This is a genomic window from Microbacterium sp. AISO3 (genome assembly GCF_002204305.1).
Classification (GTDB): domain Bacteria; phylum Actinomycetota; class Actinomycetes; order Actinomycetales; family Microbacteriaceae; genus Microbacterium; species Microbacterium arborescens.
Genome location: NZ_NHRF01000003.1, coordinates 232,279 through 245,344, shown reverse-complemented (window position 1 = coordinate 245,344; position 13,066 = coordinate 232,279). Strand labels below are relative to the sequence as shown.

The 13,066-nt window shown below is 70.5% G+C and carries 11 protein-coding genes; 9 read left to right on the top strand and 2 right to left on the bottom strand.

Features of this window, described 5'->3' with window-relative positions; translation table 11 throughout:
* Positions 1 to 18: 18 nt before the first annotated feature.
* Both acs and CBF90_RS06355 read right to left on the bottom strand, forming a co-directional pair.
* A complete protein-coding gene (gene acs / locus CBF90_RS06360; RefSeq protein ID WP_023955038.1) occupies positions 19 to 1,983 on the bottom strand; it encodes an acetate--CoA ligase in 1,965 nt (654 codons plus the stop codon).
* A 286-nt stretch (positions 1,984 to 2,269) separates the two neighbouring features.
* Complete coding sequence (locus tag CBF90_RS06355) at positions 2,270 to 3,541, bottom strand: MFS transporter (RefSeq protein ID WP_088380177.1); 1,272 nt, start codon at positions 3,539 to 3,541, stop codon at positions 2,270 to 2,272.
* 106 nt (positions 3,542 to 3,647) lie between these two features.
* On the opposite strand from CBF90_RS06355, the gene CBF90_RS06350 reads away from it, so the two are divergent.
* The 9 genes from CBF90_RS06350 (at position 3,648) to CBF90_RS06310 (ending at position 12,980) form a co-directional block, all read left to right on the top strand.
* Positions 3,648 to 4,664 (top strand): TadA family conjugal transfer-associated ATPase, encoded by a 1,017-nt coding sequence (locus tag CBF90_RS06350; protein ID WP_084670255.1) that lies wholly within the window; start codon positions 3,648 to 3,650, stop codon positions 4,662 to 4,664.
* Positions 4,661 to 5,560 carry a type II secretion system F family protein gene (locus CBF90_RS06345; RefSeq protein ID WP_088380176.1) on the top strand — a complete coding sequence of 300 codons (900 nt, stop codon included), beginning with the start codon at positions 4,661 to 4,663 and terminating at the stop codon, positions 5,558 to 5,560. Before CBF90_RS06350 ends, CBF90_RS06345 begins: the two co-directional genes overlap by 4 nt.
* Before the next feature lie 96 nt (positions 5,561 to 5,656).
* Complete coding sequence (locus tag CBF90_RS06340; RefSeq protein WP_064955053.1) at positions 5,657 to 5,857, top strand: DUF4244 domain-containing protein; 201 nt, start codon at positions 5,657 to 5,659, stop codon at positions 5,855 to 5,857.
* Entirely contained in the window at positions 5,854 to 6,192 is a 339-nt protein-coding gene (locus CBF90_RS06335) for a TadE family type IV pilus minor pilin (protein ID WP_064955052.1), read from the top strand. The genes CBF90_RS06340 and CBF90_RS06335 overlap by 4 nt, the downstream gene beginning before the upstream one ends.
* Positions 6,192 to 6,509 carry a helicase gene (locus tag CBF90_RS06330; RefSeq protein WP_071917842.1) on the top strand — a complete coding sequence of 106 codons (318 nt, stop codon included), beginning with the start codon at positions 6,192 to 6,194 and terminating at the stop codon, positions 6,507 to 6,509. Before CBF90_RS06335 ends, CBF90_RS06330 begins: the two co-directional genes overlap by 1 nt.
* A gap of 349 nt (positions 6,510 to 6,858) precedes the next feature.
* Positions 6,859 to 9,564: a type I DNA topoisomerase gene (topA, locus tag CBF90_RS06325; RefSeq protein ID WP_088380175.1), complete on the top strand. Its 2,706-nt coding sequence runs from the start codon at positions 6,859 to 6,861 to the stop codon at positions 9,562 to 9,564.
* Entirely contained in the window at positions 9,561 to 10,199 is a 639-nt protein-coding gene (gene tmk, locus CBF90_RS06320) for a dTMP kinase (RefSeq protein WP_064955050.1), read from the top strand. Before topA ends, tmk begins: the two co-directional genes overlap by 4 nt.
* Positions 10,200 to 10,275: 76 nt before the next feature.
* Complete coding sequence (locus CBF90_RS06315) at positions 10,276 to 11,430, top strand: DNA polymerase III subunit delta' (protein ID WP_071917843.1); 1,155 nt, start codon at positions 10,276 to 10,278, stop codon at positions 11,428 to 11,430.
* Positions 11,427 to 12,980, top strand: a complete 1,554-nt coding sequence (locus CBF90_RS06310; protein WP_023955020.1) for an alpha/beta hydrolase — start codon at positions 11,427 to 11,429, stop codon at positions 12,978 to 12,980. The genes CBF90_RS06315 and CBF90_RS06310 overlap by 4 nt, the downstream gene beginning before the upstream one ends.
* Positions 12,981 to 13,066: the final 86 nt, after the last annotated feature.

The following is a 13,066-nucleotide window of genomic DNA, read 5'->3' as shown; positions in this document are numbered from 1 at the left end:
ATCGAGGCCGGTCGCGGGCTACTTCAGCTGCGCGCTGATGACCGACATCACCGCAGTGTCGGCCAGCGTCGTGGTGTCGCCGACCTCACGGCCCTCGGCGACATCCCGCAGCAGACGACGCATGATCTTGCCCGAGCGGGTCTTCGGCAGCTCGCCGACGATGTAGACGTCGCGGGGCCGTGCAATGGGGCCGATCTGCTCGCCGACCCACTGCCGGAGCGACGTCGCTAGACCGTCGGGGGAGTGCGCGTCGAGGTAGCTCTGCTTGATGATGACGAAGGCTACGACGGCCTGGCCCGTGGTCTCGTCCGATGCTCCGACGACCGCGGCCTCGGCGGTCGACTCGTGCGCGACGAGCGCGGATTCGATCTCGGTGGTCGACAGGCGGTGCCCCGAGACGTTCATGACGTCGTCGACGCGGCCCATGAGCCAGATGTCGCCGTCGTCGTCGAGGCGGGCACCGTCGCCGGCGAAGTAGTAGCCCTGCTTCTGGAACTTCTCCCAGTAGGTCTCGACGAAGCGGTCAGGGTCGCCCCAGATGCCGCGCAGCATGCTCGGCCAGGGCTCGGTGATGACGAGCAGCCCGCCGTTGCCCTCGCCCACGCGGTTGCCCTCCTCGTCGACGACGTCGATCGAGATGCCGGGCAGTGCGACCTGCGCCGATCCGGGCTTGGTCTCGGTGACCCCCGGCAGCGCGGAGATCATGATCGCGCCGGTCTCGGTCTGCCACCACGTGTCGACGATCGGGGCCTTCTTGCCGCCGATGACCTTGCGGTACCACATCCACGCCTCGGGATTGATGGGCTCGCCCACCGAACCGAGCAGGCGGATGCTCGACAGGTCGTACTGCGCCGGAACCTGGCGGCCGACCTTCATGAAGGACCGGATCGCGGTGGGGGCGGTGTAGTAGATCGTCACGCCGTACTTCTGGATGATCTCCCACGAGCGGCCCGAGTGGGGCGTGTCGGGGGTTCCCTCGTAGAGCACCTGCGTCGCGCCGTTGGCGAGCGGGCCGTACGTGACGTAGCTGTGGCCGGTGACCCACCCGATGTCGGCGGTGCACCAGTAGACGTCCGTCTCGGCGTGCAGGTCGTGCACGACGCGGTTGGTGAACGCGGCCTGCGTCAGGTAGCCGCCCGAGGTGTGCAGGATGCCCTTCGGCTTTCCGGTCGTGCCCGAGGTGTACAGGATGAACAGCGGGTTCTCGGCGGGGAACGCCTGCGCTTCGTGATCGGGGGAGGCTGCGGGCACGACGTCGTGCCACCACAGGTCGCGCTCGTCATTCCACTCGATGTCGTTGCCGCCGCGCCGCACGACGATGACGTGCTCGACGGTGAGCTGCGGGCCGGCGCCCCGGTCGGCCAGCGCCTGGTCGACGGCGGGCTTGAGCGGCGAGACCTTGCCCTTGCGATAGCCGCCGTCGGCGGTGATCACCAGCTTGGCGCCGGCGTCGTCGATGCGGGTCCGCAGGCTGTCGGCCGAGAACCCGCCGAAGACGACGGAGTGGACGGCGCCGACGCGGGCGACGGCGAGCATCGCGGCGACGGCCTCGGGGATCATCGGCATGTAGATCGCGACACGGTCGCCCTGCTCGATCCCGAGCCCGGTCAGGACGTTGGCGAGGCGCTTCACCTCGTCGGTGAGCTCGCCGTAGGTCACGGCGCGGTCATCACCCGGCTCGCCCTCCCACAGCAGCGCCACACGGTCGCCGAGACCCGCCTCGACGTGGCGGTCGAGGCAGTTGTACGCGACATTCAGCTCACCGTCGGCGAACCACTCCGCGAACGGGGGGTTGGACCAGTCGAGCACCTGCGTGAAGGGCTTGTGCCAGTGCAGCTCCCGGGCCTGGTCGGCCCAGAAGCCCTCGCGGTCGGCTGCCGCGCGCTCGTAGAGCTCGGCGGTGCCGACGGCGGATGCGGCGAACTCCGGCGACGGCGCGAAACGCCGGGTCTCGGTCAGCAGGTGGTCGATCTGGCTGCTCATACGGCGCGCTCCTTCGCGGTCGATGGCGCCGCGCACGGCGGCGTGCGGTCAATCTAGACCGCGGCGAGATCAGGAGACTACCGCCGATAGTGGGTGGTCGTGCCGAGAGTGGCGCGGCGGTGCGGTGATTGGGTCGCAGCGGGTTCGACAGCGTAAGCTGATCCGTGGCTGCGACATCGATCGCGCCCGTGGCGGCCCGACCTACCCCCCAAGCGGCGGGACGTTGCGTGGACGGCACCCCTATCCCCCAATGTGGGGTGCCGTCCTTCTTCTTTTCTCCCGGGTTTCACGCGGCGAGGTGGTGCTTCCACTCGTCCGGCAGCGCACGGTGGGGCCGCAGCGGCGACAGGGCGAACGCGGCCGCTGCGAGTGTCAGCAGCAGAGGCGACAGCAACAGGGCGACACCGTTCGATGCCGCGCTGCCGACGATGCCCGCGACGAGTGCCCCGAGGGGCATGGCGCCCTGCGTGACGAATCGGTTCGCGGCGGTGGCGCGTCCCATCAGCTGAGGCGGAGTCACCTCGGCGCGCAGGCCGGCGGAGCTGATCATCGTCGTCACGACGATCAGGCCGAAGGCGAAGCTCGACCCCGCGACGAACACGACCGAAGGAAGCGGCACCACGTACGCGGATGGCAGGATCAGCGCGGCCACGGGAAGCAGGCAGTATCCGACGAGCATCGTCCGGATGGGGCCGAGGCGGTTGCGGATCCGCATGGCGACGAGCGAACCGATGATGGCGCCGGTCGCTCCGATGCCGCTCGCGAGCGCGTAGCCGCTCGCGGTCATCCCGAGGTCGTCGAGCGCGACGAGAACGATCAGCGTTGCGAAGACGCCGGCGCCGGCGTTGATGAGGGCGTTCGTGACGAGCATGGTCCGAAGAACGCGATGCCGCCGGACGAACGCGATCCCCTCGATCAGCGACGCCCAGAACGGGGGAGGAGTGACACCCTTCTCGCGGGGCTCCGGTGCGCGGATGAGCGAGGCCGCGACGGCGGCCAGGATGCCGGTGACCGACGTGACGACGTAGAGGAGCGGAGCCGCCAGGCGTGTGAGCACGGCCGCTGCCAGCGCGGGGCCGACGACCTGCATCGAGGTGTCGGTCGACTGGATTCGAGCCGTGGCTTCGGACACCCGTGACGGCCCGACGATGGCCGGGGTGAACGCCGTCTGCGCCGTGTCGGAGAATACCGAGGTCACGCTGATGATCGCGGCGACCACCATGAGCTGCCACACCGAGAGCCAGCCCGCGATGTACGCGACCGCGACGCTCGCCGCAACGACAGCCCGGATGAGCTCGGCGCCAACGAGGACGGGCCTCTTAGGCCACCGATCGACCCATACGCCGGCCGGAAGACCGATGACGAGGTACGCGCTCAGACCCAGGGCGGAGATGACACCGACCTGCCACGCCTCGGCGCCGAGGACGGCCACCGCGGTCACCGACAGGGCGAGTGTCGCGAACTGGCGTCCGGTCTCCTGCAGGGCATTCGACGCCCACAACCATCGGAAATCTCTGTTGCGGTGAACCGAACCGATCGACTCGTCCTGAATCACCATGTCAGTCTCTCGTTCCGGTTCCTCCCCAGCGTTGGCAGGACACGGCCTGTGCCAGGAATGGCGGTGGCCCGCGAACGCGGGCACGGGCGCTTCCTAATGTCGGGGCATGGCATCAGCATTCGTCGTCGTTCCCCGCCCGGGCTCCGCCGCAGCCTCACGCGGCCAAACGGCGCCGACTCCGGCGCCGCAGCGCAAGCTTCCCGACGATGCTGCGCTCGATCCACTGCGCGAGCATCTGATCGACCCGGCCGTCACGGACGTCTTCGTCAACGGAGAGCGCGGCGTCTTCGTCGACCGCGGGCGCGGCGCCGAGCACGTGGGCCGGTGGCGGCCCAGCGATGGCGAGGTCCGCGCTCTTGCTGTCGCGCTGATCGCCCTCGGCGGACGACATATCGACGATGCGACACCCTGTGCCGACGTGCGTTGGGCCGGCGGCATCCGGGTGCACGCCGTGCTTTCGCCGGTGGCCTGCGGGGGTTCGGTGATCTCGATCCGGCTCCCGGCAATCGAGCAGCTGAGTCTTGCCGATCTCGAGCAGCGCGGGATGTTCGACGCCGCGGTCGCGACAGACCTTCGTCGGCTCGTCGCGGACCGCACCAATCTCCTCGTCACGGGGGCCACGGGCGCCGGGAAGACGACGCTCCTCGCAGCGCTCCTGTCCGCCGCGAGCCCGACTGACCGGATCGTCACGATCGAGGATGTCGCCGAGCTGAGGCTCGATCACCCCCATCACGTGCGACTCGAAGCCCGTCAGCCGAATCTCGAGGGGGCCGGGGCGGTACCGCTGGCCCGTCTGGTGCGAGAGGCGCTGCGCATGCGACCCGATCGGCTCGTGGTGGGGGAGTGCCGCGGCGAGGAGGTTCGCGAGCTGCTCACCGCCCTGAACACGGGGCACCACGGCGGCGCCGGCACCGTGCATGCCAGCGGTCTCGCCGACGTGCCGGCGCGGCTCGAGGCGCTGGGTGCGCTGGCGGGCCTCGACGATCACGGCGTCGCCCGCCAGGTGGTGAGCGCGATCGGCGCGATCGTCCATGTCGGGAACGTCGACGGCGTTCGCCGGGTCGAGGGAATCGCCCGCCCGGTCCTGCGAGACGGGCGCCTCGGGATCGAGGAGCCGGAATGAGATTCCCGTGGCCCTCGCGCCGTCCTCCGGTGGAGACGGATGCCGCGGCAGCGGAGGCGGCGCCCGTCCTGCACCGTCTCGCCGTGCTGCTCGAAGCCGGGATCGCACCCGATGCGGCTTGGGAGCACCTGGCCGCCTCGGGAGACTCCGCATCCCGGCGGGTGCACGAACGACGACGGGCGGGTGAACCCCTCACCGACGCCATCGCTGCGGAACCCGGCGCGTGGCGCGAGGTCGCGGCGGCCTGGCATGTCGCGACGACCGTGGGCGCTCCGCTGGCGCGCACGCTGCGCGGGATGGCCGAGGCTCTGCGTGACGCCCAACAGGCTCGCGATGACATCCGTGTCGCGCTCGCCGAGCCCACGGCGACGGCCCGGCTTGTCGGGTGGCTCCCGCTCGTCGCCGTGGCGCTCGCACTGTTGCTCGGTTTCGACGTGCTCGCCACCCTGCGGCATCCCGTGGGTGCGGCATGCCTCGTCGTCGGGGCGCTGCTGATGGTGGGAGCGCAGGTGTGGACGCGTCGGCTCGTAGCGCGCGCCCGATCGGTCGACGGTGTTCCCGGTATGTCGGCCGAACTGCTTGCGATCGCCCTGTCGAGCGGCGTCTCGATCGGCCGGGCGGAGGAGGTGCTGGCCTCCGTCGACGTCGCGGCTGCGGCTGCAGACCGCGAGGTGCTCGACCTCTCGGCATCCGCAGGAGTGCCCGCAGTGGACCTTCTGCGCGCCACCGCGGAGCTCGAGCGCCACCGCGCCCGGATCGAGGGGCGGATGCGTGCGGCGCAGCTGACATCGCGGCTGCTGCTGCCGCTCGGGGTCTGCACCCTGCCCGCGTTCCTCCTGATCGGCGTCGCACCGATGCTCCTCAGCGCGATGACGAGAGCCTCGGTGACGCTGTGACGCGGCCACCCCTGCGCGAGCTCGATCGCGTCCGACCAGACCCAGACCGTGCCCACCGTGCCCGATCCGAACACGCATCCACAGAACGGAGCAGACATGAACCGATCCCTTCCTCGATTGACGCGGGCGCGCGCCGCCAAGCTGTTCGCCGACGAGTCCGGCGCCGCGACGGCGGAATACGCCATCGCGACGATGGCCGCCGTGGCCTTCGCCGGTTTGCTGGTGGTGATCATGCGCAGCGACGAGGTGCGCGGCATCCTCACCGATCTCGTACGACGGGCGTTGACCGTCGAATGAGGTTCCGCCGTGACGATCGCGGCTCGGCCGCCGCCGAGTTCGCGGTCGTCGTGCCGGCGGCGATGCTTCTGGTGCTGCTCGCCGTCGCCGCGCTGGCGGCGGCGGGCACGCAGATTCGTCTCGAGCACGCGGCGGCTCAGGCGGCACGGCTCGTCGCGCGGGGCGAGGACGCCGGGAGGGCATCAGCGGTCGTGCAGACAGCGGTCGGGGGCGCGGCGCTCGAGCTCCGGTCCGACGCGGATCTCACCTGTGCGATCGTGACGGCCCATCACGGCATCCCGTTGCCGTTGCCAGCGCTGCGGGCGGAGTCCTGCGCGCTCTCCGGAGGGCTCTGATGGCCGGCGTCGCGACGGCCATCGGTGTTCTCGCGGTGACGGCGACGGTCTCCGCAGGCTGCGTGCTGGCGGGAGCTGCGGCGATCCAGTCGGCGCGGGTGTCTGCGGCCGCCGACACCGCGGCGCTTGCGGCGGCCGATGCTGCGCTCGGGTTCGTCGGGGGAGCGCCGTGCGAACGAGCCGGCCAGGTCGTCGCGCGCGCCGGGCTGGCGTTCGCCGCGTGCGAGGTGGACGGCGTGACCGTGACCGTCGTCGTCGCCTCGCCGGCCGGTGTGTTCACCGTTCAGGCGCGCTCTCGAGCAGGTCCGCCGGAGTGACTCAGGGGTGGCGAGTCACCCTCGCCGATCTACTACCCCGGGGAGCGGCTCGGTCGCCTCAGCCACCGACCCTGGCCGAGTGGGACTGATCAGGAACCCCGGCTTGCTGCGATCGTAAGGGGGCGCCCGGCATCCCGCGCGTGCCGGTCGTCCGCAATGCGTGATCGACCGCTGCACCGCGTCGCATCGCGTCGTCGCAGACGGGCCTGTGGAGGGTGTATTCCGCGTGCGTGCGCGCGCCCGCGCGGCCCTCGCGGCCTGGCATGCCGACGGAAGGATATGGCGCGCCGTTCCCAGCGTCCTCCATCGTGTGGCGCGTGTATGGTGTGCGCTGGAGAAAGGAAGACTCGTGGCAGGCGGCAAGAAACTCGTCATCGTCGAGTCCCCGACCAAGATGAAGTCGATCCAGGGCTACCTGGGCGACGAGTACGAAGTGCTCAGCTCGGTCGGGCACATCCGGGATCTCGCTAAGAAAGAGGACATCCCGGCCGACAAGAAGCAGGCGTACGGCAAGTACTCCATCGACGTCGAGAACGGCTTCGATGCGTATTACGTGGTCAGCGATCGCAAGACCAAGACCGTTGCCGAGCTCAAGCGCGCCCTGAAGGACGCCGACGAAGTCCTGCTCGCCACCGATGAAGACCGCGAGGGCGAGGCGATCGCCTGGCACCTGCTCGAGGTGCTCAAGCCCAAGGTCCCCGTCAAGCGCATGGTCTTCCACGAGATCACCAAGGACGCCATCCGCGCGGCCGCCGACAACACCCGCGAGCTCGACCTCGCGCTCGTCAACGCGCAGGAGACCCGCCGCGTCCTCGACCGGCTCTACGGGTGGGATGTCTCGCCCGTGCTCTGGCGCAAGATCGGTTCCGGCCGCGACGGTCAGGCGCTGAGCGCCGGCCGCGTGCAGTCCGCCGCGACCCGCATGGTCGTCGAGCGTGAGCGCGAGCGGATGTCGTTCGTCTCGGCGTCGTACTGGGACATCGAGGCCCACGCGGCGAAGGACGGCGGCTCGTTCTCGACGCGCCTGGCGCGGCTCGACGGTGCTCCGCTGGCCCGGGGCACCGACTTCGACGACGCCGGCGCGCTGAAGAAGGCGGTCGTCGTCCTCAGCGAGAAGGACGCCCGCGAGCTCGCGACCGCGATCGAGAAGGCGGCCACCGCAGCCGTCACCGCGGTCGAGGCCAAGCCCGGAACCCGCAGCCCCAAGCCTCCGTTCACGACCTCCACCATGCAGCAGGAGGCCGGCCGCAAGCTCTCGATGAGCGCCAAGCATGCGATGAGCGTCGCCCAGCGTCTCTACGAGAAGGGCTACATCACCTATATGCGCACCGACTCGACCGCGCTCTCGGCGCAGGCCGTGACGGCGGCGCGCACGCAGGCGGTCGCGCTCTATGGCGACCGCGCGGTTCCCGCGAGCCCGCGCTCGTACCGCAACAACGCCAAGAACGCCCAGGAGGCCCACGAGGCGATCCGCCCCTCGGGCGAGGAGTTCCGCACGCCCGCATCCGTCGCCTCCGGTCTCGACCGCGACGAGCAGCGCCTGTACGACCTCATCTGGAAGCGCACCGTCGCCAGCCAGATGTCGGACGCGAAGTACGAGACCACGACCGTCACGCTCGAGGTCGATGCCGGCGGCAAGCGCGCAGCGTTCACGGCATCCGGCACCGTCTACACCTTCAAGGGCTTCCTCGAGGCGTACGAAGAGGGCAACGACGAGAAGCGCGGCGACAACGACCGCTCCGCAGACCAGTCGCTGCCACCCGTCGCCGTGGGCGACGCACTCGCGCTGTCGGATGTCGAGCCCAAGGGCCACGCGACGAGCCCGAAGCCCCGCTACACCGAGGCGAGCCTCGTCAAGGCGCTCGAGGAGAAGGGCATCGGCCGTCCGTCGACCTTCGCGAGCATCATCGACGTCATCCTCGAGCGCGGCTACGTCACCAAGCGGGGCCAGGCGCTCGTGCCCAGCTGGCTCTCGTTCAGTGTCGTCCGGCTGCTCGAGCAGCACTTCTCCGACCTCGTCGACTACGACTTCACGGCCGCGCTCGAGGACGACCTCGACGCCATCGCCCGGGGCGAGCAGGCGCGCGAGGCGTGGCTGAAGGAGTTCTACTTCGGCTCCGACAACCACGTGGGCCTGCGCAACATCGTCGAGAACCTCGGCGACATCGACGCCCGCGAGCTGAACGCGACGCCCATCGGCGACGTCGCGACGCTGCGGTTCGGCAAATACGGCCCGTACCTCGACGTTCCGGTCGGTGACGGCGAGACGCGCATCGTCAACGTGCCCGACGACCTCGCGCCCGACGAGCTGACGCCCGAGAAGGCGCAGGAGCTCATCGATGCCCCCGTCGCCGGCGACCGCGTTCTCGGCGAGAACCCCGAGAACGGCAAGCTCATCGTCGTCAAGGACGGACGCTTCGGTCCCTACGTGCAGGAGCTCGAGCCCGAGCCCGAGGAGACCGTCGACGAGGCGACCGGCGAGGTCGCCCCCGCCAAGAAGAAGACGACGAAGAAGAAGGAAGCGGCTCCCAAGCCGCGCACCGCGTCGCTGTTCAAGTCGATGAGCGTCGACACGGTCGACCTCGAGCAGGCGCTCAAGCTGCTGTCGCTTCCCCGCGTCGTGGGCGTCGACCCCGAGTCGGGCAACGAGATCACGGCCCAGAACGGCCGCTACGGTCCGTACCTGAAGAAGGGCACCGACTCGCGCACCCTCGCGAGTGAGCAGCAGCTGTTCGACATCACGCTCGAGGAGGCCCTCGCCGTCTACGCGCAGCCCAAGTACGGGGCTCGCGCCGCATCGAGCGCGCTCAAGGAGTTCGAGGCCGACCCCACCAGCGGCAAGCCGATCAAGCTGAAGGACGGCCGCTTCGGGCCCTATGTCACCGACGGTGAGACCAACGCGACGATCCCGCGCGGTGAGAACGCCGAAGAGGTCACGTTCGAACGCGCCGTTCAGCTGCTCGCCGACAAGCGCGCCAAGGGCCCCGCGCCCAAGCGCAAGACGGCGGCACGCAAGACCACGACGACGCCCAAGCCCGCGGCAAAGAAGAAGTGACCGGCACCGCGGACCGCGGGCTCTGGATCACCCTCGAGGGCGGCGACGGGTCGGGGAAGACGACGCAGGCGACCGCCCTCGAGGCCTGGCTCCGCGAGAGCGGCCGAGAGGTCGTGCGCACGCGCGAGCCGGGCGGCAGCGACGTGGGCGTGCTCATCCGTGACATCGTTCTGCACCACCGTGGCGATATCGCTCCGCGTGCCGAGGCCCTGCTGTACGCCGCCGACCGCGCTCACCACGTCGCGACCGTGGTCCGTCCGGCCCTCGAGCGCGGCGCCGTCGTCGTGCAGGACCGGTACCTCGACTCATCCGTCGCCTATCAGGGCGCCGGACGCGTGCTGGACGCCGGCGAGGTGCGCGACCTGTCGCTGTGGGCCACCGACGGCGCGCTGCCCGACATCACCGTGCTGCTCGACCTCGACCCCGCCGCGGCTCGGGCACGGCTCGACGCCGACGACAAACCGTTCGATCGGCTCGAGGCCGAGAAGGCCGACTTCCACGAGCGCGTCCGCACCGCTTTCCTCGGGCTCGCCGCCGCAGAGCCCGAGCGGTTCCTCGTGCTCGACGCGTCCCGTCCGCCCGTCGACCTGTCCGTCGAGATCCGGGCGCGGGTCGAGCGTTCGTTGCGCGGCTGAGCTGCGTCGCCGCCGGTCCACTCGGCCGTGCGCCCGCGGGGTAACCGAGGTCGGAGGCTCCCCGTAGGCTGGACCCATGACCGCCTCCGCTCCGCTCGCACCACCGTGGGGCGAGGTCTGGGGTCAGGACTCGGCCGTCGCAGCGCTGCAGGCCGCGGCCTCCGATCCCGCGCAGCTCGCGCACGCCTGGCTCATCACGGGCCCGCCCGGCTCGGGGCGCTCGACGCTCGCGCACGCCTTCGCGGCCGCTCTGATCGCCGAGCCCGGTGACGAGGCCGCGATGCGGCAGGTGCTCGCCGGCACGCATCCCGATCTCACGGCGCTCCGCACCGAGGGCGTCGTCATCTCCATCCGCGATGCTCGGGCCCTCGTCGAACGGTCGTACTTCTCGCCCTCACTGGGGCGGTACCGCGTCATCGTCGTCGAAGACGCCGACCGGATGGTCGAGCGCACGAGCAATGTTCTGCTCAAGGCCCTCGAAGAGCCCCCGGAGCAGACGGTCTGGGTGCTGTGCGCGCCGAGCGACGCCGATCTGCTGCCGACGATCCGCTCCCGCGTGCGGACGCTGCGCCTGCGTGAGCCCGACGTGGCGGATGTCGCACGCCTCATCTCCGCGCGCACGGGGGTCGACGAGGCGGTGGCCGAGCAATCCGCCCGTCTCGCCCAGCGCCACATCGGCATGGCCCAGCGTCTCGCGACGGATGCCGCCTCCCGTGAGCGCCGCGACGCGACGCTGCGCGCCGTGCTGGCGGTGCGCGGCGTGTCCGACGCCGTCGAGACGGCCGGCCGCATCGTGAGCGCCGCGACGGAAGATGCCAAGGCTCTGACGGCCGAACGCGACGAGTCCGAACGTGAGGCGTTGCGGCGCACGCTCGGGGTCGCTCCGGGGGCACCCGTGCCGCCCGCCGTGCGCGGTCAGCTCAGTGCGCTCGAGGACGAGCAGAAGCGGCGCGCTACGCGGAGCCTGCGCGACGGCATCGATCGCGTCCTCACCGATCTCGAGTCGATGTACCGCGACACGCTGATGCTGCAGTTCGGCCGCGAGGGTGACCTGATCAATCGTGAGCTGACGAGCGAGCTCGCCGCTCTCGCGTCGGCGTGGACGCCCGACCGCACGCTCGTCGTGCTCGACCGCATCTCGGCCACCCGCAGCGCCCTCGAAGGCAATGCTGCCCCCCTGCTCGCCCTCGAGAGCATGCTCATCACCGTCGCCAGCGGAAGGACACCGTGAAAGCTCCTCGTCGTCTGATCACCGTCGTCGCCATCGCCGCGGCCACGGTGACGGTTCTCACCGGATGCGTGTTTAAGGGAGGCCCCGATCAGGCTTCGCCGGCGCCGAGCCGGACACCTGTCACCGACGGCGTCTCGGAAGACCTGATGCCGTTCTATGGTCAGGAACTCGAGTGGGAGTCCTGCAAGGGGGCCGACTCCGGCTCGTACGACTGCACGACGGTGCGCGCACCGCGCGACTGGAACGATCCGTCCGCGGGCGAGATCGAGCTCGCGGTCGTGCGGCGGGCGGCGGGATCGGGAGACGCGCTCGGATCGCTGCTGGTCAACCCCGGCGGTCCCGGCGCGAGCGGATACGACCTCATCGCCGACAGCGCCCGGTTCGCGGTGGGTTCCGTCCTGGCTGACGCGTACGACGTCATCGGGTTCGACCCGCGCGGCGTGGGCCGATCGAGCGCCGTGGCCTGCTTCGACGCCGCGGGCACCGACGCGTACTTCTTCGACATCCCGGCGGCGCCTCGCGGAACGCCGGAGTGGGAGGCCGAGCTGACGGCGCGCAACGAGCAGTTCGCTGCCGCGTGCGACGAGAACAGTGGCGGCATCCTGCCCTTCATCACGACCGAGTTCGCCGCGCGCGACATGGATCTGCTGCGCGCGGTGCTCGGCGACGAGAAGCTCAACTACCTCGGCTACTCCTACGGGACCTTCCTCGGCGCGACCTACGCCAAGCTCTATCCCGAGAACGTCGGCCGGCTCGTGCTCGACGGCGCGATCGACCCCAGCGTGTCGTCGCTCGACGTCAGCGCCACCCAGGCGGTCGGCTTCGAGTCGGCGCTGCGCGCGTTCATGGCTGCCTGCCTCGAAGAGGAGGACTGCCCGTTCCGCGGATCCGTCGACGACGCGATGACCGACCTCGGGACGCTGCTCGCGAGCGTCGATGCGTCGCCGCTGCCGGCATCCGATGGCCGGCGCCTCGGCGCGGATTCGCTCATGACCGCGATCATCGCCGCGCTGTACTCGCAGGACAACTGGCCGATCCTGAGGCAGGCTCTCTCGCAGACGCTGGCGGGCGACCCGCAGACGGCGTTCCTGCTCGCCGACTTCTACTACGCGCGCACTCCCGACGGGCAGTACTCGGACAACTCGTCCGAGGCGTTCCGCGCGTACAACTGCATGGACTACCCGGTCGAGAACGACCCCGAAGCCGAGGCCGCGTCGAAGGCCCGCCTCGCGGTGGAAGCGCCGACGGTCGCGCCGTACTGGGAGGGCGTCGACGCGTGCGCCGTCTGGCCCTATCCGCCGACCGGTACCCGTGGCGAGATCACGGCTGACGGCGCCGCGCCGATCGTCGTGGTGGGCACGACCAACGATCCCGCCACGCCATACGAATGGTCCGAGTCGCTCGCCGATCAGCTTGCCTCGGGTGTGCTCGTCACGCGAGAGGGTGAGGGGCACACGGGGTTCCAGAAGGGCAACTCGTGCGTGGACGACGCAGTCGAGGCCTTCTTCATCGACGACACGGTGCCCGAGGACGGCCTCGTCTGCCGCTAGGCCCCTGCCCGTCTGCCTCCCGCGCGAGGTCCCACTTTGGCCGGAAATGCTGAGGCCATACCCGGCCCAAGTGGGACCTCGGCGGC